Here is a 21,433-nt window from a genome sequence, read left to right as displayed (position 1 = left end):
TCAGCCTTTGCCACAATGGGAACCAGGCCTTCGTTGCGGCTCTGATCATGGAGCGTTGGCCTCCCGGTTGGCCGCAATGACTTGCGCATGGGTGGGGTTGGCGCCCAGCTTGGCAAATTGTTCCGGCAGCCGGTCGCGCTTGGCCGTTGCGGCACCCTTTTTGGCGGCCGCCAATGCGCGGATGGTCTCTTCTGCATTCCAGTCACAGCAATAAGCAGGGGTGGACGGCTGCTGCCGCCAGCTATCGTCAAGTGAGCCGGCATCGACCGGATCAAAGCCCACTTCGTCCACAATGCTCATGGCGATGCGCTTTTGGGCATCGTCGTCGCCGGCCACGGCTATCGCCAGCCTGTCGGGTGCCCCCCGTGGCCGACCCAGATCTTTCAATGAATCCGCCAGGATGTTGTTGAACGCCTTGATCACCGGCCGCCCAAGCTGTTGGGAAACCCAAACGCTTTCCGTCATGCCGTTGTCGATCGCCGCAATGTGAGGGTCACGCATGTCAGGATAGTAGTTGCCGGTGTCGATCACCGGCACCGAGGCAGGCACGCCCGCAATCTCTGCGGCAAGCTTGGTTACGGCCGGAAAGGGGACCGAAAGGATCACCACCTCAGCGTCGGCAACAGCCCCAGCTGCATCGGCGGCAATGGCGCCAATCTCGTCGGCGAATGCCTTCACCGCGTCCGCACCTTTTGAGTTTGCCACCCGAACCTCGTGGCCATTTTGGGCAAGCTTGCGCGCCAGCGTGCTGCCGATATGGCCAATGCCGATAATGCCGATTTTCATGATGGGTGCTCCAGCTCGAGGCCCCCTCACTTGGGGAGCGCTGCCGGCTGTCACAAGGACCCGCCTTGTAGTCGGCTTTAAACGACAATGCCCCGGCGCGGTCGCCGGGGCACGTTATCAAAGATTGCCTGGATACGCTTGGGCCCCTTAGCCGCCGCTGGTCGGCAGCGTTAGATTGCCCGAGGTCAGCTTGCTCGCCGTGATGGCGGCATCGGCCGGCTCGCGCGGTAGCTCGAGGCTCGTCCAGACGCTGACCAGCGCGTGGCGCAGTGCAAAGATCATCTCGTCGGTATGGAGCGGGGTGGGGGTGATCCGCAGCCGCTCGGTACCCTTGGGCACCGTCGGGTAGTTGATGGGCTGGATATAGATATTGTGCTTGTCGAGCAGCATGTCGCTGGCCGCCTTGCACTGGCGCGCGTCGCCCACCATCACCGGCACGATATGGGTTTCGGTTTCCATCACCGGCAGGCCCGCATCGCTGAGCATGGCCTTGAGCAGCCGCGCCTGGCGCTGCTGCATGGCGCGCTCGGTCTGGGACGCCTTTAGGTGTTCGATCGAGGCCCGCGCTGCGGCACAAAGGGCTGGGGGCAGGGCGGTGGTGAAGATGAATTCGGGTGCATAGGAGCGCACCGCATCGATGATCGACTTGTTGGCGGCGATATAGCCGCCCATCACGCCAAAGCCCTTGGCCAGCGTGCCCTCGATGATGTCGATCCGGTCCATCAGCCCGTCGCGCTCGGCAATGCCGCCGCCCCGCGCGCCATACATGCCCACGGCATGCACTTCATCGATATAGGTCAGCGCGCCGAATTCCTCGGCCAGATCGCAGATCGCCTCGATGGGCGCGATGTCGCCATCCATCGAATAAACCGACTCAAAGCAGATGAGCTTGGGGCGCTTGCGGTCGGTCGCGGCGAGCAATTCGCGCAAGTGAGCGACATCATTGTGCCGGAAGATATGCTTTTGCATCCCTGATTGGCGCACGCCCTGGATCATCGAGGCATGGTTGAGCTGGTCCGAAAAGATCACGCAGTCCGGCAAGAGGCGCGCAATGGTCGAGATCGCCGCTTCATTGGACACAAAGCCCGAGGTAAAGACCAGCGCGCCTTCCTTGCGGTGCAGGTCGGCGAGCGAACGCTCAAGCTCGACCAGCGGCCGGTTGGTGCCCGAAATATTGCGCGTGCCGCCGGCGCCGACCCCGAGCCGACCCGCAGTTTCCTGCATGGCTCCGATCACGGCCTCATGCTGGCCCATCCCCAGATAGTCGTTGGAGCACCAGATGGTGATTTCACGCGCATTGTCGGCTTCATCGCGAAAGATCGCCTTGGGAAAGCGCCCGGCAATCCGCTCGAGATCGGCAAACACTCGGTAGCGCTTTTCCGCTCGCAACGAGTCCACCGCATCTTCGAAGATTCCGCGATAGTCCATCCCACTGTCCTTCTGCATTATGCCGGCAGGCCGATCCGCTGCTGCCCGATAGATTTAGGAGCACGCCGCGACCATGGGTATGAGCCAATTCGACGCGCACCCGACCGCTAACTCGTTCCAACGCCACGAGTCCGGGTGCCAAGATAAGACCTATTCTAAACTAAGCGCGGTCCATCTGCCAATGCGCCAGCGCACTTTGCTTGACCAAATATGAGCTTGGTCCACCAATAATCCCGACAACTTATCGGGGGTTAACTGCGCAACAGCAGTGCAGTTGAAGCCTGCCTTGCGAGCGTTTACAACAACAGCAACAGCACCCGAACGGGTATTGGGGGAACAGGGGTGAGCGACTTTCCAGAAACGAGCGCCGCTGGCAAAGGCCCGGCAATGCTCGATTGGGCAGCGGCAGCGGTGCGCAAGGATCCGCAGGCGCTGTTCACCAATTTCCAGTGGTTCTTATACAACTCCAAGAACACTGTTTATTTCACCGCCTACTCGAAAACGGCGTTCACCAGGGAAAGCCTGGCCAACTTTGTTGCCGAAATGGTGTCGCTGGCACCCCAGCTGACCCATGGCTTCAAGGGTGCCTTGCCCGGCCAGCCTTTTCCCCAGCACCTGTTGGACGCCATTACTTCGGTGATCGAGGTCGACAGCTTCGAGGGCTATCCCGACAAATGGCTGGGCAAGGGGCTCGATATTTTCGAGCGGCAGGACCTGCCGCTGTTTCGCGTTTATGCTGCCACGTTGCGCGGGGGCCCTGATGGGCAGGGCCATGCTTCCATGGTCCTGGTGCGATCGAGCCATGCGCTGCTGGAGGGACATGATTCGTCCCTGTTGACGCGTTCCCAATCCATTGCCCGCACCCCCGAAGCGGCCAAGCCAAAGCAGAAGCTGCCCTTCAAGCGCCGGATGGGTCTGGCCGTGGGTTCGATGATGGGTGCCACGCTGCAGCTTTATTACGCCAACAAGAGCGATGTGCCAGTCAAGAACATCCAGTTCCGCTCGTTGGCTATCACCCGTAGCCGCATCCGCGCCCTTGCCAACCGCATCGGCGTACGCCAGCGCGCGCTGATGTTCGGGCTGATCACCCAGGCCCTCAATGTCGCCGAAAAGGGTCCCGAGGCCAAGGTCATCACCGCCGCCTATACCATGCTGGACAACTCCGAACGCAGCGAGGTCGATGACGACCAGTTCCGCGTCCGCGCCCTCATGGCCGGCTTTGCCGTAAAACCTGATTTCATCGACTATGTCCGTGGGATCGATGCGACCCTGAGTGAAATCGAAGCGCGCGATACAACGACCTACCAATTTATCCTGATGGGCATGTTCGCGTTGCATCGGCGCATTTCTCGCCTGCTGCCCTTTCTTTATGGCGACAAGTTCTTTCGCTTCAGCCGCACCACCGACGTGGTGCTGACCCTGGTCCCGCCGCACCGCATGTATGGCAACATGACTCGTGATCTGGTGGAGCCCGTTTATGTCGGCTCGTTCCACCCGAGCGCCAATCTCTGCACCTTTGTGCCCAATCGCCAATATATCACGCTGAACTTCGCCATGGAGCAGCGCTATATCGACCGGGTTGATGATATCGTGACGCTTCTCGAGACCACCGAGGTCCGCTCAATTCACCCGGCCCCAATTCCTGCAGAAAGCCATACCAGCCTTGACTGAATATAGCCGTTATCCAAGCCTAGCCGACACTCCCGTCGTGATCTCTGGCGGTGCCTCGGGCATCGGCGAATGCCTCGTGCGCAGTTTTGCAGCCCAAGGCGCCAAAGTCGGCTTTGTCGACATTGCACAAACCGCCGGCGACAGCCTTGCTGCCGAACTCGTGGCCGCCGGCCATCAGGTGCGCTTCACCCCTTGCGACGTCACCAATACCGACGCCTACCAGGCCGCGATCGCCGGCTTTGCCGAAGCCCATGGGGATGCCCTGGTGCTGGTCAACAATGCCGCCCATGATCAGCGACACAACTGGAGTGAAGTGACCCCGCAATACTGGGACGATCGCATGGGGGTAAATCTCAAGCACAGCTTCTTTGCCATCCAGGCCGTCGCCCCCGGCATGCAGGCGGCCGGTCGCGGCTCGATCATCAACACCGGCTCGATCAGCTGGATGATCATGTCGCCCAACATTCCGGTCTACGAAACCGCCAAGGCCGCCACCCATGGCCTTACCCGCGCCATGGCGCGCGAACTGGGCAAGTCCGGCATCCGCGTCAATACCGTTGTGCCCGGCTGGGTGATGACCGAGCGCCAGCTCACCCACTGGATCGACCCGGCGGCCGAACAACTGATCGATGCCAGCCAGGCCCTTGCCGGCCGGGTGTATCCCGAAGACATCGCTCGGATGGTTTTGTTTCTCGCCAGCGAGGACAGCGCCATGATCTCGGCGCAACAATTCCTCGTCGATGGCGGCTGGGCCAACACCTGACAGCTTTCGTTCATTACCCGTTCACCATGATGACATAATCAGGGCGCACCGACGGCCAAATCCATCAGGGGTGACTCGATGAAGTCCAAGCTACTCGTTGCCGGCCTTGCCGCCATGGCGCTCAGCGCCTGCTCCAGCATCAATCCATATACTGGCGAATCCCAGCTCTCCAACACCGCCGGCGGCGCCCTTCTGGGCACGGGCGGTGGCGCCATCACCGGCGCCCTTGTCGGCGCTGCCGTGGGCGGGGACCCCCGCGTGGGCGCCCTGATCGGCGCCGGCGTGGGCGGTCTCGCCGGCGCTGCGATCGGCGATTATATGGACGACCAGGAAGCCGAACTGCGCGCCCAATTGCAGGGCACCGGCGTGTCGGTGACCCGCGTTGGCCAGCAGATCATCCTCAACATGCCTTCCAACATCACCTTCGCCACCGACCAGGCGAGCGTGCAGCCCCAGTTCAACCAGACCCTGGTTTCTGTCGCGCTGGTGCTCAAGAAGTTCGACCAGACCATCGTCGATGTCTATGGCCACACGGACTCGCAGGGTGACGACAACTACAATCTGAGCCTGTCGCAGCGCCGTGCCGTAGCGGTTGCCACCATCCTTGCCAACCAGGGCATTGACCAGCGGCGCTTCTTCATTGAAGGCAAGGGAGAAACCAGCCCGATCGCCTCCAACGCCACCGAATCCGGCCGCGCCCAGAACCGTCGCGTAGAGATCCAGATTTCCCCGATCAACCGCTGATCTGATCGGGCGGCGAGCGCGGCCAGCCGCGCTTGCCCCATTCTATGGCGTTGGCGCCACGGGTTCCACCACCGGCTCGGACACAGGCGAGCCCGGCTGCACGTCTGTCCCAGGCGCCCCATTAAACAACTGCATCAGCAGCAGCATCGCAATCACCACTGCAAGCCCGATCAGCCCATAAAGCCACCAATTGGTGGGCCCAGTAGCGCCGACGCTCGCTTCGTCCCCCGCCGCGACTTTCAGCGCCGAGTCCTCGGGCACCACGATGGGCGAGCCATTTTCATCAATCAGCGTGTCCACTTCGGCCACAGTGCGCGTTGGCTTGTTGGGAACAGTCGCCATAGCTTTTCTCCCTTGATCCCGGGCGAGTGCGCCCTTGTCTGCAAGAAGCAATGCGGGGAAGCGGCACCGGTTCCGCCATCCTTGCCCCTCGGAACGGGGCAATGCAGGAGACGTTGTACCTGCCAGCGGCAACAAGGGAGCAGGGTAATGGCTTATGAACAAGCTTCCGGGCAGGACGTCTATGTCAAGGAAACGCACGACCTGATCGGTTCAGACAAGGTCGAGGGCACCAAGGTGTTCGACCGATCCGGCGAGCATATTGGCTCGATCGAGCGGCTCATGCTGGAAAAGCGCAGCGGCAAGGTCAGCTATGCCGTACTAAAGTTCGGCGGCTTCCTCGGGATCGGCGACGAGCATTACCCGCTGCCTTGGTCCAAGCTCGAGTATGATGAAGCCCTAGGCGGCTACCGGGTGGATATCACGCGCGAGCAACTGGAAGGGGCGCCCCGCTACGACCGCGACGATGACGCTTATTGGAGCGCCGACAACGGCTTGCGGCTCTACGAGTATTACGGGGTGCCGCCCTACTGGATTTAAAAACGGCGGCCGGCATTCAATCGCCGGCCTGAAGCCTCAAGCCGCCTTTTTCGCCCGCGGCTTGGCCGTGCCCGTCTTTTTTACCGCTGGTGACTTGGCTTTCGGTGCCGACATGGCTGCTCCCGCCAATTCCTCGGCTGCGGCAAACCAGAACCGCTGGTCCTGACCCTCTGGGCGGCCGGCCGCTTCCCAAAGTGCGTAAGCGCGGTCCTTGATCTGAGTGTGCATATTTTGCTCCTTGCAAGATGCTGTCCGGGCAGACTGGCTAAGCAGGGTTAAAGCAAGGTGAACGCCACGCTCGTGCTTGAGGCGCGCTCCGTCTCCAGCAGGCAGTAGTTGCCCCGGCTTGACCCTCTCCCACGCCGCGCATCTCAATGCGCCAGGCCGTCCCGTGGCTCAGCAAGAGATCGGCTCGGATCCATGTTTAAAAGCTGGTGGGTGCAAGGTGCAAGGTGCAAGGGGAGGGGGCGGCAAGGCGGCCGTGGCACGGCTAGAGCCACTGCGTCACCTGTTGCCATATCTTCTGCGCTACCCGGTTCGGCTTTGCTTGACCCTCACCTTCTTGGTGTTGTCGACGTCGGCGTCCTTGTTCATCCCCCTGTTTTTCGGGCGTATGATCGACACCGGCTTTGTGGCAAGGGACCTGGGTACGGTGGGCCATCATGCCTGGATCATCGGACTATTCGGGGCCGCCGCCGCCCTTGCCAATGGCATTCGCTTTTATCACATAGCCTATATCGGCGAGCGCATCGTCGCCGATATCCGTTTGTCCGTGTTCACCCATCTCCTGAGCCTCGATCCCGCCTTCTTCGATCGCCACCGCGTGGGTGATCTCGCATCTCGCCTTAATGGCGATGTGTCGACCATCAAAGCCGCAATCACCGCCACAGCGTCAACCGCGCTGCGGGCTCTGGTCACCATGGCCGGGGCGTTCCTGTTCATGCTGACTACGAATGTGTTCCTCACAGTCGCCGTGGTCATGGCGGCGCCGTTCATCATGCTGCCGCTGCTGCTCATGGCGCGCCGCTTGCGCAGCATGTCTCGGCGCAGCCAGGACGCGCTAGCTGATCTTGCGGCCCGCTCCACCGAAGTGCTGAGTGCCATGCGCACGGTGAAATCCTTTACCCGCGAGCATGAGGAAGTTGGCCGTTATCAGGCAATCGGGGAGGGCAGTTTTCGCTCTGAAATCGGACGGCTCAAGTCGCGCGCGGTGATGATGTCGCTGCTGATGCTGCTGTCGAGTACCGCGATGATCTTCGTGATCTGGTGGGGCGCCCAAGCGGTCTTCCATGGGCTGGCCAGCACAGGAGAACTGACCCAATTCCTGCTTTATGCCTGGATGGGGGCAGGGGCGCTCGCCACCCTATCGGAGGTGGCCGGGTCGCTCCATGTGGTCGCCGGTTCAACCGAGCGCGTGGTGGAAATCCTGAGCACCCCCGCAACAATCGCCACCCCCGCTGCGCCCGAGGCCTTGCCCGCAGACGGCACGGGGGTCATCGCGTTCCGCAACGTCACTTTTCGCTACCAGCCAGACAATCCGGAACCTGTGCTTGACCGCTTGAGCTTTGAGGCCAAGAGCGGCCAGACCATCGCCCTGGTGGGATCCTCCGGCGCGGGCAAGTCCACGATCTTTTCACTCCTGCAGCGATTTTATGACGTCGAGAGCGGCGCGATCCTCGTCGACGGCGTAGATGTGCGGCGGGCGGATCTGCATCAGTTGCGCCGCCGAATTGCGGTGGTGGAGCAAGAACCCACGATCTTCTCCGGCACCGTCGAGGACAATGTCCGCTTCGGCGACACGCGAGCCAGCCGGGATGCGGTGGTTGCTGCTTGCGAGATGGCGCTGGCGCACGAATTCATCACCGAGATGCCGCTGGCCTATGACACGCCAGTTGGCGAGCGTGGCGTGACCTTATCGGGCGGGCAGCGCCAGCGCCTGGCCATCGCCCGCGCCGTGCTGAAAAACGCGCCGATCCTGCTGCTCGACGAAGCCACCAGCGCCCTCGACTCCAACAGTGAGCGGCTGGTGCAGACGGCCATTTCCCGGCTGCGCAGTGGGCGCACCACCCTGGTGATCGCTCACCGCCTTGCCACTATCCGCACAGCCGATACCATCCTGGTGATCAGCCGTGGCCGGATCGTCGACCAGGGCTCGCATGACGAACTGATGGGCCGCGATGGGCCATACGCCGACCTCGCCCGCCTGCAGTTCAGTTTGGCAGTTGCCTGAACCGCAGGCCTTCGGCGTGAGCCTCGCCTAAGTAGTCTTCACAACTCTGCCGTCAAAGACCGCGTTCATCATTGGCGTTACAACAGTCCTGCTGAAGGTTGCAGATGCAGGAGCCGGCCATATTGAAGGACACCCAATCCAGCAGCCATTGGTCTGCCGGCTCCGCCCGCCACCGCAATCTCGAACTGGTCAATACCGTGCGGCGCCCTGAGCTCGACGATGAGCTCTCATCCGATATTCGCTTCATCGATATTGGCAAGATCCTGATGGCGCTCCGCCGCCAAATGCCAGTTGTGCTCGCCGCAGCACTGCTTGGCGCCTGCTTTGGCGTTGGTTACCTCATGCTCGCGCCGCGCAGCTATGTTTCGGTCAGCCAGATCATGATCGACCCCCGGGTAGGCGCCGTGATCAATGACGAAGAGAGCACATCCTCGCTGGCGGGTGGCGAGACTGACATCCTCAATCAACTTGAGGTCCTGCGATCCACCAGGCTTGCGGGCGAAGTCGCGCGTGGCGAAAACTTCGGTTCGGACCAGACCTTCCTCAACCCGCCGCCTTCATTTACCGGCCGCGTGCGCGGCATGATCGGCGATCTCGTCGGAATGCTGCTGAACCGGCCGCCAGTGGAGCCGGAGCGCCTGACCGAACTCCCAGACGACATGGTCGCCGGCCTGCTGCGCCGAAACGTTCTCGTAGAGCGGGTAGGCCGCAGCTATGTGATTAGCCTGGGCTATCGCTCGCCAGACCCGGAGCTTGCCCATCGGATTGCCTCTGCTTATGCGGACGCTTTCGTGCAGGACCAGCTCAACACCAATCTCGATGCATCACGGACCGCGGCGGACTGGCTGCGGCAACGCTTGACCGAGCTGAGCGTCAGCCAGCAAGAAGCCAGCCGTGCCGTCGAGGAGTTTCGTCGGAGCGCCGACCTTTCCCTTGCCGATAGCGACAATCTCGTCACCCAGCGCTCCGAAACGCTAACTCAACAACTGGTCTTGGCCCAAGCCAATACGGCGCAGATGCGGGCCCAGGCAGAGCAACTGCAAGTAACTCTGGCAGGTGGTCCTGAAGGGCTGGCCGGCCAGTCGCGAGTGCTATCCGACGGCAGCCTTGATGCCGGCAATGTCGCGGAGCTGCTCAGCCGCCAGAACACCATCACGGCCCGGATCGCCGAGATCACCAGCAATTTCGGCCTCGATCATCCCCAGATCGCTGCCCTGGAGACTGAGCTCCGTTCCGTGAGGACTGAGATTTTCAATCGGCTGCGTGACAGGCTCGACTATTATCGTGACCAGGTCGCGGTTGCCGAACGACGCGAGGCGGAGCTCCGTAACAATCTGGCGGCGGAAAGCGCGCTGGCTTCGCAGTCCAACCAGAACCGCGTGCAGCTCAACGAATTGCAGCAACGCGCCGAAGCCCTCAATCTCTTGTATAATTCTTTCCTGTCCCGCTACGAAGAACTTCTGCAGCGCCAGTCATTTCCGATTCCGACGGCCCGCATCATCAGCCCTGCCGAAATGCCACTGGCTGCCTCCAGTCCTAACTTGCTGTTCTCGCTGATCGGCGCGACCATGGGGGGCCTGTTCATCGGCGCGCTGCTCGCCTTTCTGCGCGAAATCCGAGACCGCTCCTTCCGCATCGGCGAACAAATCACCAGCGAACTTGGGCTACGGTTTGTTGGCTATCTGCCCTGTCTACGTGGGCGGCGCAGCAAGGCAGGTGAGGGCCAGACGGGCACGATTTTCAAGGAGGCCTCTGTTTACCGCACTGCTCACCAATTGATCCTCCGCCAGAAGCCGTCCGCACCTACTTCCGCCTTTGCCGAAACTCTGCGTTCGGGCAAGCTGGCGCTGGATGCGGCAGCCCCGAACAACAAGGATAGCAGGGTCGTCGGCATTGTTTCCGCGCTCCCGGGGGAAGGGAAAACCACGGTCGCGATAGCCTTTGCTGAAATGCTCGCCGTCGGCGGCGCAAGGGTCATGCTGCTGGACGCCGACCTTCGGCATCAGCGCGCGAGCAGGCTCCTCGCGCCAGGAGCACGTCCAGGCTTGCTCCAGATCGCTGAAGGCGCGGACTGGCGTAGTCTGACCTGCATCGAGGACGCAACTGGCCTGACAGTGCTTCCAGCAGGGGGCGTCGGTGCTAATGCCAAGAACCGGGATTTCTTGGGTTCAAACGCCATTCAGGAACTCATAAGTGAGCTACGGCGGGAGTTTGATTATGTGGTCATCGACCTGCCGCCCTTGGCGCCGGTGGTTGACGCCAACGTCGTCCTGCCCTGGACCGATGCCTTCCTGCTGGTGGTGCAGTGGGGCAAGACCCCGCGCCGACTGGTGCGTTCGTTGCTCGAGAAGGACCCGGTGCTGGCCGCCCATATCCAGGGCGCGCTGCTCAACAAGGTCAACTTTGCAGATCTACCCAGCTTCAGTGCGCCCGACGGGTCGGAACGGTATCTCAGCACCTTCAAGAACTATTACCGTGAGCCAGCGCGGGGTAAAGCGTAGGCCGGTTTGGCAATGCTGCCAAAGCGTTAGTTCTGCTCCGGCAGACGCCGACCTTCAAACAGGCGCAATGCCGCTTCCGATGCGAGAGCCCTGGCCACCTCCTTGGCGTATTGCGTCCGCTGACCGAGGCACAGCTCCCACAGCACGTCCCGGCGCATGGGCCAGACCAGCTCAGGGTCATCCGGGGTAAGGATCATGCGGGTCAGCGTTTCGTCGGAGATGTTCGCCAGGACGGGTGGTCCTCGGTCAAGTGGTTGATTATCATTGGCAAAAAGCGCCGTTACGGCGCGTAGCGCTAGGAGCGCCGTGCCGCCCAGACCCTGGTCGGCGGCCGTGGCGAGGAACCGGGCAGGGGCCGCTAGATCGTCCTGCAACAGCACGAAAAGATCGCATACATGAGCGGCGGTGGCTTCGCGGTTGTAAAGCCCCTTGGCGATGCTGATGGCTGAGATCAGAGGAATCTTGTGCCGGGAAAGGCAGGGGAGCTGCGTTCCTGAGAACTCGATTTGATCAATCATTTCAAGATATTGACTGGCGCGTCGAGGGGCGGGGGAGCCGGGTTGTTGCAGGCGGTAGTGCAGGTCGATGGTAGTGGGAAAGGCTCCGGTCTTGACCAGATGCTCTTCGCCAAGGAACAGGCGCCACCAGAGCGAGGTGGAAGCTGATCTATAGTTTAATGCTTCCAATGACTTGACTACGGCGCGGTGATGGCGGCGGGGGAGCAACACGTCGATATCCGCAACCGGGCGGGTGAAAAAATCACCGTGAACCAGGCGCTGCTGCAGCGGTCCCTTCATGTAGATGAACGGAGTCTGAACGGCTTTGAGCGTGGCAAAAACCGCTACGCTTTCGCGTAGCAGCGTCGAGTTGATCTGGAAGGTCCTGAACTTGTAGGCGGCAACGGCGGCCTGCTCGCTCGGGCTCAACCGGTGGCGGAGCGGCTCGCTGATGTAAAGCAGGATCTTGTTGGCGATGGCGATGCGCAAGACTCCGCTGCAATCGCCGGCATAACCGGGCGTGGGACCATCTGGTGCGCCAGGGGCAAAGTGCTGGCGCAGCGCGTGGACCACGGTTTGTAGCTCGGCGCGAATTGGCTGGCCCCGCTGGATAGCTGACAGCAAGTAGATAGCTGTTGTTTGCCCGCGAGAGAACTCGAATCAGCGCCAATCTTCCATATACGTGTCTCTACCTAGTAGTTAATGACGCGTTGACTTGTTGGGATCCAAATGAGCAGGATCAGTTGTGTTGCAGCAAGCGCACAAAGTTCAACTGTTCTGGCTGGAGATTGACATGACGAAACTCACTTATACTGCGCCGCGGCTGGTCCGCCACGGTTCTGTTGAAGCCGTGACCAAGGGTGCATCTACGGGTAGCGCACTGGACGCGACTTTTCCCACAGGCACCCCCTTTGGCGACCTTACCTTCTCGTAAACGCGTATTCGCTGCTGGGTCGTCGCATTCGGCAGCGAACATTGCCCTTGGCAGGAGCGGGGTTTGACCCAAGAGCTGAACCAGGCCGCCAGCGGCACCCTGACCTTCCGTGCCGTTAACGGCGATGCTGTGCTGACCACGGCACTGGGCGACGGCCTTGCGCTGCTGGATCTGAGAGCCAACGAATATTTCACGCTCAACGGCGTGGGAGCGCTGCTGTGGCGCCGGTTGCAGGCGCCGCAAAGCAAGGCTGAACTGATCCAGGCGGTGCAGGCCGAATACGACGTCGATGCGGCGAGCTGTGCCGGGGATGTCGATCTGATGTTGGATGACCTGATTGCAGCCAAGCTTGTGGATGTTCGCTAGATCACTGCTGTTCCGCTTGCGACGGTTGCGCGCCGCGGACTACCGTCTGCTGGCGGAGGCCATCATCCTGCTGGTCCAGGTTCGCCTTGGTCTCAGCTTTTCCAGTTTGCAACAGCTGCAGCACCAGTTTCTTGGGCCTGATCGGCAAGGGTCGGCGGCGAGGGCGGATGTGCCACGCATCGCCCGGGTCGTTCGCAACGCGGCGCGACTTGTTCCCGGAGCCAGTTGCCTGACCCAGGGGCTGGCCTACCAGATCCTGCTGCACCGGCGCGGCGTTCCTTCCGAACTCAAGATCGGCGTCCGGCACAACGAGCGGGGCGAATTTGCCGCCCATGCCTGGGTCAGCGTGGCCGGGCAGGTGCAGCTCGGGGGTTCGCGGCAGCAAGTCGCGGCTTTCGCTCCAATCGCACAATTCGGCGCTGGCAGAAAATGAGCGGCATTGCGGGCCTCCTGCTGGCCAAGCATAGTCGGGTGGCACGTCCCGAGTGGCTGGATCGCCAAAGCCGAGCCTTGCATATGCGCGGGCCCGACGGGCAGGGGAGCTGGAGCGGGGGCCGGGTTTATCTCACGCACGCACATCGCCATAGCACCGGCTTTGTTGAAAGCAACTTGGCGGCGCCCAAGGCGGGGATCGTCGGGCTTGCCGATATCCGGCTCGACAACCGGGCGGAACTTGCTGACCTGCTTGGTGCCGACGAGCACAGCGCCAGCGATATTGCGCTGGTTATCCTGGCTTATCGCCACTGGGGCCCCGATTGCTGCAGCCGCTTGGTCGGGGATTTCGCCTTCGCCCTTTGGGACGAGGGGACACAGACCCTGTTCTGTGCGCGAGACCAATGGGGTGTGAAGCCGCTGTTTTACGCGCAAAGTGGCGCCGGGTTTTCCTTCGGTTCCGATCCTGGAGCCCTGATTTGCGACGACGACGGGGTCAACGAGCATCGCGTCGCCAGCTTCATTGCAGGTTTTGTGGATGATCCCGCCGCCACCGCCTTAAGCCACATCCGGCGTCTGCTGCCCGGCCATTGGCTGCAGCTCAAGGACGGCGAACTGGTGACGCGGCGCTATTGGGGCGCGGAGGCAGCTCCCGACGCAAGTCTTTCACCTCCTGAAGCGGTCCGCGACCTGTTGCAGCAAGCCGTCCGGGCTCGGCTGCGCGGCGCGCCGGCGATCGGGGCCATGTTGAGCGGCGGCCTCGATTCATCTTCGGTCGTGGCGACTGCGGCACGCCTGCGCCCGGGCGTGAGCCTGCGCACCCTGTCGTTCGACTATCCCGCCACGCCCGAGCTCAGCGAGCGCCGCTACGTCGATGCAGTGCTCGCCGCTTATCCGCTCCAGCCGAGTTTTGTTCCCTTCGACGATCTGGCGCCCTTGCAGGGGGTTTCCCAACTGGCGCTCCGTGATGCGGATCTGCTGTTTGCCCCAGGTTCGGGCAAGATGCTGCGCTTGTTCAAAACCGCAAAGGAACTGGGCGCCACCGTGCTGCTGGACGGCCATGGTGGCGACGAGGTGATCTCCCATGGCTATGGCCGGCTGGCGTGGCTGGCGCAGGCGGGTCGGTGGGGTGCACTCTATGGTGAGTTGCGTGGCGTTGCGGCGACGTTCGACGATAGTCCCAGTCGCGTGTTCCTGCGCTATTTTGCGGCTTATGGGCCGGGGCGCCGGCTGGCGGGGAGGGCGCAGAGGCTTTGGTCGGCATTGCGGCCGCCCGAGACCGGCGCCGTGGGGCCCACCGCCTTTGTCGCGGCCGACTTGGCGAAGCGCAGCTGCCTTGCCGATCGGTATGCCGAGTGGCGGCAGGCGCTGCGGACCGCCCATGCGGATGAGGACAGCCTGCACCGCTGGAACGTGTCGTCGCCTGCGGTGGGGCAAAGTTTTGAGGCGCTGGATCGCGCCGCCACGCTTGCCGGGGTGGAACTGCGCTTTCCCTTCTTTGACCGCCGCCTGGTGTGCTACGCGCTGAGCCTGCCACCGAGCGAAATCCTGCGCGATGGGTGGTCGCGCAGCGTGCTGCGCCGCGCCATGCAGGACATCCTGCCGCCGCAGGTGCAGTGGCGGCGTGACAAGACCGATTTCAGCTCCGAACTGCGGCTTGGCCTCGTCAAGCATCATGGAGGGGAACTCGACGCGTTGGACGGCGACAGCTTCGGGGTTAGCCTGTTCCTGAACATGGACCAAGTGCGGTCGACTATTGCGCGCCTCCGTGCCGACCCGCTTCGGCTCGACGCTGGTGAGCTCTTCGGGCTGTGGCGCGCATTGTTCCTGTCGCTTTGGCTGCAGAGCCGGGCGGCTACCTCATGAGCGGATCTGCTCTCGAGCCGGGCTTTCGCTATCGCCTGTTTGGACTGACGGTGTTGTCCGAGATCGAGATGCCGCAGCTGCCCGCTGCGCCGGTCGGCAGGGTCGACCTCACGATCAGCCGGACCGCGATAGATCATCCGCGGCGTCGCGAGCCCGGTGTGGTGGCCGAGTTCGGGCCGGCAATGCAGTACCTCGCTTGGGAAACGGTCGGTGCGTTTCGCATCCGCAGGGCCGACCTGATCGAGGTCGATCCCAATGCGGGGGTAAGCGATGCCCTGGTGGCATTGCCGCTTTTGGGTTCGGTGATGGCAACGCTGCTGCATCGGCGCGGCCTGCTGGTTCTGCATGCCAGCGCCGCCACGCTCGGTGGGCACGGCATTGCCTTGCTGGGCGATAAGGGCGCCGGCAAGTCAACCACCGCCGCAGCCCTGGTCGCCGCCGGCTATACGCTGCTTTCCGATGATGTGGTGGCGCTGGCCTTTACCGGCGGCAACCGGATCGAAATCCTGCCAGCCTACGGCCAACTCAAGCTTTGGGATGAAGCCGTTGCAGGCCTGGCACCGCTACCCTTGCGTGAGGGGGGCCAGCTACACCCGGCGATTGCCAAGTCGCAATATGGCCTTGCGGCAGGTTTTTCCGCCGAAGCGGCGCCGCTTAGATGCCTTTATGTGCTCGGGCGCGGTGACGCGGCGGGGGTGACGATGGTGGAGCCCGGCGAAGGGCTGGCGGCGCTGCTGCGCTACGCTTACATGGCGCGCTTTGGCGAAGCAGGGTTTGGTCCCAGCATGGCGTCCTATTTCGGGCGCGCTGCCGCCCTCGCCAGCGCTGGCAAGGTGCGCATGCTGCAGGTTCCCGAGGGCGTGCAGCGCATCGGGCAAGCAATTGCCGCACTGGAGCATGATCTGGATCTTAGACCTGCGGGTGAGCTGCGCGCTAATATCGGCGCGATGTAAGTATAAGCCCGGTGCTGTGCTCCATCGGTGCTTCTGGTAGGCCAGATTGGTATTGCAACAATGAGGCGCGCAGCTGTGGCGACAAGGAAATTATTCCGGTGACGACCATGCCGCTGAACAGCCGCAGCTTTGCTCGAACGGCGCTGCTTGCCGCAATTTTGGCGCTGACGAGTTCGGTGCAGGCCAAGGCCGGCGATTATCGGCTTAGTGTCTCGGATCGCATTGCCATCAAGGTGGTGGAGTGGTTGCCCAGCGCCGGCGAATTCCGGGAATGGACCGCGCTCGCCGGAGAAGCGTCGATCGGCCCCAACGGCTCGGTGCCGGTGCCGTTTCTGGGCGAGGCTGCGGCGGCGGGAAAGTCGCCGGCCGAACTGGGCGGGGAGATCAGCAAGGGGCTGCAGCAGGTTTTCGGGCTCAATATCGCGCCCGATGTCACCGTCGGGATCATCGCCTATGCCCCGGTCTTTGTGACCGGCGATGTGCAGGCGCCAGGGCAGTTTCCCTTCACGCCGGGGCTCAATGTCATCAAGGCGGTAAGCCTGGCAGGCGGCGAGCGCATTTCTGCCGATGCCTTGCTGCGCGGTGAGCGGGATCTGATCAGCGCTAGTGGCAGCGCGGAAGTGGCCCGCGGCAAGCTGCACCGCCTGCTGGCGCGGCGCGCGCGCCTCACCGCCGAACTGGATGGGGAAAGCCAGGTGCCGGTCCCGTCCGAACTGAGCGCGGTGGCGGATGGGGCCGCCGTGGTGGCGGTAGAGCAGGCGATCCTACGCGCCAATGCCAGCCGGGCGCAGGCGCAGGCGGCATCGCTGCGCGAGCTGATCAACCTGCTCAATCGCGAGCTGACAACGCTGGCGCAAAAGCAGGCGACGGTGGAGCGGCAACTCGAGATTGCCCGCCGTGAGCTGGGCAATATCAAGTCGCTGGCCAGTGATGGCCTTGCCGCCAATACGCGGGTGTCCGCCATCGAGCAGAATGTGGCGGAACTCGAAACCCGGCTGCTCGATATTGGCACCGCCATTCTGCGCGCCCAGCAAAGCATCAGCGATACCGACCGAAACCTTGCCGCGCTTGACAATGATCGCACGGCCGAGCTCACGGCTGAGCTGCAGCAGGTGGATGGGCAAATCGACGAGCTCAATGTGCAGCTTAATACCCAGCAAGCGCTGATCACGGACGCCATAATTTTGGGCGCCGCGCTGCAGGCCGAAGGGGATGAGCTGGTCGCCTATAGCTATTCCATTGTTCGGGCCGGCAGCGAAACCGCGGGCACCGAAACCAGTGAACTGCAGCCCGGCGACGTGATCCGGGTCACCCGCTCCATCAGGGTTGCGAGGCCATGACGCATCAATTCGGAGGTGGCACCATGCTTGCCCAAACGCTGATGGTGATGTTGCTGGCCTCCTGTTTTGCCCTTGGCGGCGTTCACGCCGAGGAGCGCGAGCTGGGCGGGAGCTTTTTCGATGATTTCGACAGGCTGGACCCTGAGCGCTGGTTCGCCTCCGATGGCTGGAGCAATGGCAATCACCAAAGCTGCGGCTGGTCCAAGAACGAGATCGCGGTAACCGGGGGCGTGCTGCAGGTGGGGTTTTCCCGCAATCCGGCCGCCAACCGGCTCTATCGCTGCGGGGAACTGCAAAGCCATGCCCGGTTCAGCTATGGCACATATGAAGCCCGGCTCAAGACCCCGCCGGAGGCGCCGGGGCTGAACGCGGCCTTTTTCACCTATGGCGGCCCGCCCGTCGGCGAGGTGCATGACGAGATCGACTTCGAGATCCTGCTCAAGGACCCCGCGCGGGTGCAGGCCGGTGGCTATGTCGGTGGCAAGGGCGTGGAACTGGCCACCCCGCTGCTGCCGCAGCCAGCCGCAAAGGCGTTTATCGATTATGCCTTTGTGTGGGAGCCGGGGCGGGTGCGCTACTATGTCGATGGCGCACTGGTGCATGAATTAGGGGAGCCCGCACCGACCCCCGAGCATCAGCAAAAGCTTTATTTCAGCCTGTGGTCCACCGAAACGCTGAGCGACTGGATGGGCAAGTTCCAGGATCCGGGCGCACCCCTGACCATGGAAGTGGACTGGGTGGGCTATACGGCCCCTGGGGAGCGCTGCTTGTTCCCCCAATCGATCACCTGCTGAGGTGCTTGCCCGTGAGCGACAGCACGCCTGAGGCCAATGCGAGCCAGCGGGGCGGGGGCCTGGCCGGCGGCGTCTGCGTGATCATTGCGGCCAAGGATGCTGCCGCAACCATCGGGCGCGCGGTGCGCTCGGCGCTGGCAGAGCCGGAAGTGCGGCGCGTCGTTGTGGTGGATGATGGCTCACGCGATGCCACTGGTGAACTCGCCCGGCGGGAAGGGGCGGGGACGGATCGGGTTACGGTATTGCGGCTCGAGCAGAACCGGGGCCCGGCTTATGCCCGCAACCTCGCCATCCAGAGCAGCGACGAACCGTTCATTGCCATTCTTGATGCCGATGACGCCTTTTTGCCCGGCCGCTTCGAGCGCCTGGCGCAGTTCAAAGGGGCGTGGGATCTGCTGGCCGATGACATCGCCTTTGTGGCCGATCCTGATGTGATCCTGCCCGAACGTTCGATCGGGGAGCCGTTCTATCTAGGTCTGGCGGCGTTCGTGGCCGGCAATCTGGCGCGGGCGGGGGTGAACCGGGGTGAGTACGGGTTCCTCAAGCCTGTGCTGCGGCGCGAAACGCTGCTGCGCACCGGCTGCCTCTACAACCCCGCGCTGCGGCTGGGTGAAGATTATGACCTTTATGCTCGTTTGCTGGCCCGCGGCGCCCGCTTTGCGGTGGTGCGTTCTTGCGGGTATCGGGCGCTGGTGCGAGCCGATAGCTTGAGTGGGCGCCATCGCACCGTTGATCTGCAGCAATTGGTTGAGGTGGACGCGGCGCTGCTGCGTGATCCCAACCTGCCGCAAGCGGCCCGCAGCGCCCTGCTCGTGCATCTGCGCCAAACGCGGGCCAAGTTCGAGCTCCGCCGCTTTCTCGATACCCGGCGGCAGCAGGGCCTTGCGGCAGCCTGCCGCCAACTGGGGTTGAGCGGGCCCGCCTGGGCGGCGGTGGCCGGTGGCATTGTTCGCGACAAACTTGCGACCGGGCAACCGCCGCGTGAGCCGGTGAGGCAGGGGGTGCGTTACCTGCTGTAACGCAGAGGGCTGCGGCGGGGAATTTGAGACGCGGCGCGGATGGCGTAAACCAGGGCCAGCAGCACCACCACGGTTTGGAAGCTGAACTGGTAGAACACCTGCACCTCAACCATGGAGGTGCAAAGGATCATGGTCAGGTAACCGGCAAAGAACGCGTTGGCGGCAGAGGGCGCGCGTAGGCTCCAGCGCAGGGTGAGGATGAAGGCCGTTGCCAGCAGCATCACCTGGAGAGCGACGCCGACAATGCCGATCTCGACGGCATTGGACAGGTAGGTGTTGTGGAAATTGAAGCCACTGCGGCTGCCGATGCCGAACTGGGCCCACAAGGCTTCGGCAGGCGCAAAGCCATGCAGCCAGAAGGCCCGAAAACCCATGCCGAACCATGGCCGTTGGCTGATGAAATCGAGCGCAACAGCCCAAAGCTCGGTGCGGCCGGTCAGGGTGACGTCCTTGCCCGAACTCTCGAGCACGAGCTGCATGATCTCGTTCCAGTATGCGGCGATCAGCAGGGACATGGCGGCAGCGAGCATGAGGAGGGCGGCGGCAAGCACCACCCGGTGGGTCGGAGCGAACCAGCGCATGAGCTGCACGATCATGATCAAGGCCGCGCCCGGCAAAACCACGATGATGGCCCCGGCCGATTGGGCCAGCACGATCAGCGGCAAAGCGAGCAGCAGCCCGGCCAGACCGCTCCAGCGTTCCAGCGCTGAGCCGGCCCGGTCGCCCAGGGTGGCGAGAGACGCCAGCAGGAAGACGGACACCGCAGCGGCAAAGGCATTCTTGCTGCCAAAAATGCCGACCCAGGCGCCGATATCGGCACGCACGCGGCCAAACAACACGCTGGCGATCATGGTGAGGAACATCACGACGAAGATTGCGCGCAGGGCAGAGCGCGGCGGCACCCGAACGGCAATGGTGATGGCAATGATGACCGTCAACCAAAGCTGGATGGCACCGCGAAAGGAGTCCGGGGGCGCTTCGGACCACAAGGTCGATGCCAGGCAATAAAGCGGCAGCAGCAGAATAAGCCAGAAGCGCAGGAGGCCCTGGATGTTGTGCTGCAGATTGCTGAGCACCAACACGGCGCCGCAGCCAAGGAACAGGAGGATGGCCCGGCTACCCAGCAGCGGATCGAGTTGCAGGGCGCCGAGGCAGATCGCGCTCAACAGGGCGGCGAGATTGAGGCGCATCTGCCAGCCAAGGCTGAAAGCGCGAGGGGAATGGACTGCGAGCGTCATGGCGACAACTCAACCGAATAGGACGATCGGTGTCCCCTTCGGGCGAGCCGTTCGCGCACAGAAACAGCGAGGCGGCGGATGAGAGCGGGCCGGCGCAGCACCGCATTGGCGGCGGGGCCGAACCGGCGCTGCTTGAGTGCTTCGACCAAGTGTTCATAGGCCAGTTGCTCGCTCAAGATCTGGCGCCGGTGCTCGAAGGCGGCCCGGATGCCGGGAGATGTTGCAGCGTAAGCTCGCGCAAGGTCATCATGGCTCTGCAGCATGGCGCGCGCAGTATCGGTCGACAGCCGATGCGAGAGCGACGCGCTATGCCGCCGGTAATGATAAAAGCTCTGCGGCGTGACGCAAAGCCTTGCACCCTCCAGCACCAGGCGCAGCAGCAGTTCGTAGTCCTCCCCAATGCGCAGCTGTTCGTTGTAGCGCGCGGTTTTGGCGAACTGGCGCCGTATCATCGGCTTGAGATAGCCGAACTGGACGCTGGCTCCGCGCGCCGCCGCGCGTTCCCTGATCAGCATTTCGGGCGTTATGCTGGTTGGTTCCGACAGTTCCAGGCCGCCGAGCAAGCGGTGATGCGGCGCTGCTCCCTCCATAAAGAAAGCCAGGTCGTCGGCGACAATGTCGGCCTGAAAGGCACGGGCCAAGTGCAGCAATTGCGCCAGTCGGTCGGGCTCGATCAGGTCATCGGCATCCACAACGGCAACCCATTCGCCCCGTGCTGCGTCGAGAGCCGCATTGCGTGCGGCTGCCGGCCCGCAATTCCGTGGCAGGGCAAGCAGCCTGAGCCGAGCATCGCTCGCCGCAAGGGAGCGGATGATCTCGACGCTGTTGTCACAAGAGGCATCATCCACCACGATCAGTTCCAGCTTGGCATGACTCTGGCCGAGCACCGATTGGATCGCAGTGGCCAGAAAGGGTGCGCCGCAGTGATTGGCCATGACGACGCTGACCAGCGGCTCACACCCCGATTGCACAAGGTGCCCGGTCACCGAAGG

General features: G+C 62.9%; 21 protein-coding genes. 14 read left to right on the top strand and 7 right to left on the bottom strand.

Going from position 1 to position 21,433, the window contains the following annotated elements:
- Positions 1 to 45: 45 nt before the first annotated feature.
- A complete protein-coding gene (locus tag AC3YMN_RS15555) occupies positions 46 to 786 on the bottom strand; it encodes an NADPH-dependent F420 reductase (RefSeq protein ID WP_489890689.1) in 741 nt (246 codons plus the stop codon).
- A 147-nt stretch (positions 787 to 933) separates the two neighbouring features.
- Positions 934 to 2,214, bottom strand: coding sequence for a 5-aminolevulinate synthase (hemA, locus tag AC3YMN_RS15550; RefSeq protein ID WP_127752059.1), 1,281 nt, complete (start codon positions 2,212 to 2,214; stop codon positions 934 to 936).
- A 342-nt stretch (positions 2,215 to 2,556) separates the two neighbouring features.
- On the opposite strand from hemA, the gene AC3YMN_RS15545 reads away from it, so the two are divergent.
- From AC3YMN_RS15545 to AC3YMN_RS15535, 3 genes are all read left to right on the top strand, one after another.
- A complete protein-coding gene (locus AC3YMN_RS15545) occupies positions 2,557 to 3,885 on the top strand; it encodes a hypothetical protein (protein WP_489890688.1) in 1,329 nt (442 codons plus the stop codon).
- The gene (locus AC3YMN_RS15540; protein ID WP_489890687.1) at positions 3,878 to 4,648 is read left to right on the top strand and encodes an SDR family NAD(P)-dependent oxidoreductase; all 771 of its coding nucleotides are present in this window, start codon (positions 3,878 to 3,880) and stop codon (positions 4,646 to 4,648) included. The genes AC3YMN_RS15545 and AC3YMN_RS15540 overlap by 8 nt, the downstream gene beginning before the upstream one ends.
- Positions 4,649 to 4,726: 78 nt before the next feature.
- Entirely contained in the window at positions 4,727 to 5,392 is a 666-nt protein-coding gene (locus tag AC3YMN_RS15535; RefSeq protein WP_489890686.1) for a YiaD family glycine zipper/OmpA-like lipoprotein, read from the top strand.
- 42 nt (positions 5,393 to 5,434) lie between these two features.
- Here the strand turns inward: AC3YMN_RS15535 and AC3YMN_RS15530 are convergent, their stop codons facing one another.
- Positions 5,435 to 5,734, bottom strand: a complete 300-nt coding sequence (locus AC3YMN_RS15530) for a hypothetical protein (protein WP_127752063.1) — start codon at positions 5,732 to 5,734, stop codon at positions 5,435 to 5,437.
- A gap of 147 nt (positions 5,735 to 5,881) precedes the next feature.
- Between AC3YMN_RS15530 and AC3YMN_RS15525 the strand changes: the two genes are divergently transcribed.
- On the top strand, positions 5,882 to 6,271 hold the full coding sequence (locus AC3YMN_RS15525) for a PRC-barrel domain-containing protein (RefSeq protein ID WP_489890685.1): 390 nt from the start codon (positions 5,882 to 5,884) through the stop codon (positions 6,269 to 6,271).
- Positions 6,272 to 6,307: 36 nt separating this feature from the next.
- On the opposite strand, the gene AC3YMN_RS15520 is transcribed toward AC3YMN_RS15525, so the two are convergent.
- Positions 6,308 to 6,499, bottom strand: coding sequence for a DUF2934 domain-containing protein (locus tag AC3YMN_RS15520; RefSeq protein ID WP_127752065.1), 192 nt, complete (start codon positions 6,497 to 6,499; stop codon positions 6,308 to 6,310).
- Positions 6,500 to 6,818: 319 nt separating this feature from the next.
- Between AC3YMN_RS15520 and AC3YMN_RS15515 the strand changes: the two genes are divergently transcribed.
- Together AC3YMN_RS15515 and AC3YMN_RS15510 are read left to right on the top strand one after the other, a co-directional pair.
- Complete coding sequence (locus AC3YMN_RS15515) at positions 6,819 to 8,501, top strand: ABC transporter ATP-binding protein (protein WP_489890684.1); 1,683 nt, start codon at positions 6,819 to 6,821, stop codon at positions 8,499 to 8,501.
- 122 nt (positions 8,502 to 8,623) lie between these two features.
- A complete protein-coding gene (locus AC3YMN_RS15510) occupies positions 8,624 to 11,002 on the top strand; it encodes an AAA family ATPase (protein ID WP_489890683.1) in 2,379 nt (792 codons plus the stop codon).
- Between the two features lie 26 nt (positions 11,003 to 11,028).
- Here the strand turns inward: AC3YMN_RS15510 and AC3YMN_RS15505 are convergent, their stop codons facing one another.
- Positions 11,029 to 12,123: a nucleotidyltransferase family protein gene (locus AC3YMN_RS15505; RefSeq protein WP_489890682.1), complete on the bottom strand. Its 1,095-nt coding sequence runs from the start codon at positions 12,121 to 12,123 to the stop codon at positions 11,029 to 11,031.
- 169 nt (positions 12,124 to 12,292) lie between these two features.
- On the opposite strand from AC3YMN_RS15505, the gene AC3YMN_RS15500 reads away from it, so the two are divergent.
- The 8 genes from AC3YMN_RS15500 (at position 12,293) to AC3YMN_RS15465 (ending at position 19,203) form a co-directional block, all read left to right on the top strand.
- Entirely contained in the window at positions 12,293 to 12,433 is a 141-nt protein-coding gene (locus AC3YMN_RS15500; RefSeq protein WP_172122476.1) for a lasso RiPP family leader peptide-containing protein, read from the top strand.
- Positions 12,434 to 12,496: 63 nt separating this feature from the next.
- The gene (locus tag AC3YMN_RS15495; RefSeq protein WP_489890681.1) at positions 12,497 to 12,799 is read left to right on the top strand and encodes a PqqD family protein; all 303 of its coding nucleotides are present in this window, start codon (positions 12,497 to 12,499) and stop codon (positions 12,797 to 12,799) included.
- Positions 12,789 to 13,232 carry a lasso peptide biosynthesis B2 protein gene (locus tag AC3YMN_RS15490; RefSeq protein ID WP_489890680.1) on the top strand — a complete coding sequence of 148 codons (444 nt, stop codon included), beginning with the start codon at positions 12,789 to 12,791 and terminating at the stop codon, positions 13,230 to 13,232. The genes AC3YMN_RS15495 and AC3YMN_RS15490 overlap by 11 nt, the downstream gene beginning before the upstream one ends.
- On the top strand, positions 13,229 to 15,097 hold the full coding sequence (locus AC3YMN_RS15485) for an asparagine synthase-related protein (protein WP_489890679.1): 1,869 nt from the start codon (positions 13,229 to 13,231) through the stop codon (positions 15,095 to 15,097). The genes AC3YMN_RS15490 and AC3YMN_RS15485 overlap by 4 nt, the downstream gene beginning before the upstream one ends.
- Positions 15,094 to 16,050: a phosphoenolpyruvate carboxykinase (ATP) gene (locus AC3YMN_RS15480; protein ID WP_489890678.1), complete on the top strand. Its 957-nt coding sequence runs from the start codon at positions 15,094 to 15,096 to the stop codon at positions 16,048 to 16,050. The genes AC3YMN_RS15485 and AC3YMN_RS15480 overlap by 4 nt, the downstream gene beginning before the upstream one ends.
- A 107-nt stretch (positions 16,051 to 16,157) precedes the next feature.
- Entirely contained in the window at positions 16,158 to 17,390 is a 1,233-nt protein-coding gene (locus tag AC3YMN_RS15475; protein WP_489890721.1) for a polysaccharide biosynthesis/export family protein, read from the top strand.
- On the top strand, positions 17,387 to 18,184 hold the full coding sequence (locus AC3YMN_RS15470; RefSeq protein WP_489890677.1) for a family 16 glycosylhydrolase: 798 nt from the start codon (positions 17,387 to 17,389) through the stop codon (positions 18,182 to 18,184). Before AC3YMN_RS15475 ends, AC3YMN_RS15470 begins: the two co-directional genes overlap by 4 nt.
- A gap of 11 nt (positions 18,185 to 18,195) precedes the next feature.
- On the top strand, positions 18,196 to 19,203 hold the full coding sequence (locus tag AC3YMN_RS15465; RefSeq protein ID WP_489890676.1) for a glycosyltransferase family 2 protein: 1,008 nt from the start codon (positions 18,196 to 18,198) through the stop codon (positions 19,201 to 19,203).
- Here AC3YMN_RS15465 and AC3YMN_RS15460 read toward each other — a convergent pair.
- Both AC3YMN_RS15460 and AC3YMN_RS15455 read right to left on the bottom strand, forming a co-directional pair.
- Positions 19,191 to 20,441 (bottom strand): O-antigen ligase family protein, encoded by a 1,251-nt coding sequence (locus AC3YMN_RS15460; protein WP_489890675.1) that lies wholly within the window; start codon positions 20,439 to 20,441, stop codon positions 19,191 to 19,193. The two genes, AC3YMN_RS15465 and AC3YMN_RS15460, sit on opposite strands and share 13 nt — an antisense overlap.
- On the bottom strand, positions 20,438 to 21,427 hold the full coding sequence (locus AC3YMN_RS15455) for a glycosyltransferase family 2 protein (RefSeq protein WP_489890674.1): 990 nt from the start codon (positions 21,425 to 21,427) through the stop codon (positions 20,438 to 20,440). The genes AC3YMN_RS15460 and AC3YMN_RS15455 overlap by 4 nt, the downstream gene beginning before the upstream one ends.
- Between the last annotated feature and the right edge of the window lie 6 nt (positions 21,428 to 21,433).

The organism is Devosia sp. Z11_6, from assembly GCF_058133665.1.
This window is presented reverse-complemented; position numbering and strand designations above follow the sequence as displayed.

What these genes read in the sequence shown, in the direction of transcription:
- AC3YMN_RS15555 (WP_489890689.1), bottom strand. Translation starts at nt 786, where the DNA reads ATGAAAATCGGCATTATCGGCATTGGCCATATCGGCAGCACGCTGGCG.
- hemA (WP_127752059.1), bottom strand. Translation starts at nt 2,214, where the DNA reads ATGGACTATCGCGGAATCTTCGAAGATGCGGTGGACTCGTTGCGAGCG.
- AC3YMN_RS15535 (WP_489890686.1), top strand. Translation starts at nt 4,727, where the DNA reads ATGAAGTCCAAGCTACTCGTTGCCGGCCTTGCCGCCATGGCGCTCAGC.
- AC3YMN_RS15530 (WP_127752063.1), bottom strand. Translation starts at nt 5,734, where the DNA reads ATGGCGACTGTTCCCAACAAGCCAACGCGCACTGTGGCCGAAGTGGAC.
- AC3YMN_RS15525 (WP_489890685.1), top strand. Translation starts at nt 5,882, where the DNA reads ATGGCTTATGAACAAGCTTCCGGGCAGGACGTCTATGTCAAGGAAACG.
- AC3YMN_RS15520 (WP_127752065.1), bottom strand. Translation starts at nt 6,499, where the DNA reads ATGCACACTCAGATCAAGGACCGCGCTTACGCACTTTGGGAAGCGGCC.
- AC3YMN_RS15500 (WP_172122476.1), top strand. Translation starts at nt 12,293, where the DNA reads ATGACGAAACTCACTTATACTGCGCCGCGGCTGGTCCGCCACGGTTCT.
- AC3YMN_RS15490 (WP_489890680.1), top strand. Translation starts at nt 12,789, where the DNA reads ATGTTCGCTAGATCACTGCTGTTCCGCTTGCGACGGTTGCGCGCCGCG.
- AC3YMN_RS15485 (WP_489890679.1), top strand. Translation starts at nt 13,229, where the DNA reads ATGAGCGGCATTGCGGGCCTCCTGCTGGCCAAGCATAGTCGGGTGGCA.
- AC3YMN_RS15480 (WP_489890678.1), top strand. Translation starts at nt 15,094, where the DNA reads ATGAGCGGATCTGCTCTCGAGCCGGGCTTTCGCTATCGCCTGTTTGGA.
- AC3YMN_RS15475 (WP_489890721.1), top strand. Translation starts at nt 16,158, where the DNA reads ATGCCGCTGAACAGCCGCAGCTTTGCTCGAACGGCGCTGCTTGCCGCA.
- AC3YMN_RS15470 (WP_489890677.1), top strand. Translation starts at nt 17,387, where the DNA reads ATGACGCATCAATTCGGAGGTGGCACCATGCTTGCCCAAACGCTGATG.
- AC3YMN_RS15460 (WP_489890675.1), bottom strand. Translation starts at nt 20,441, where the DNA reads ATGACGCTCGCAGTCCATTCCCCTCGCGCTTTCAGCCTTGGCTGGCAG.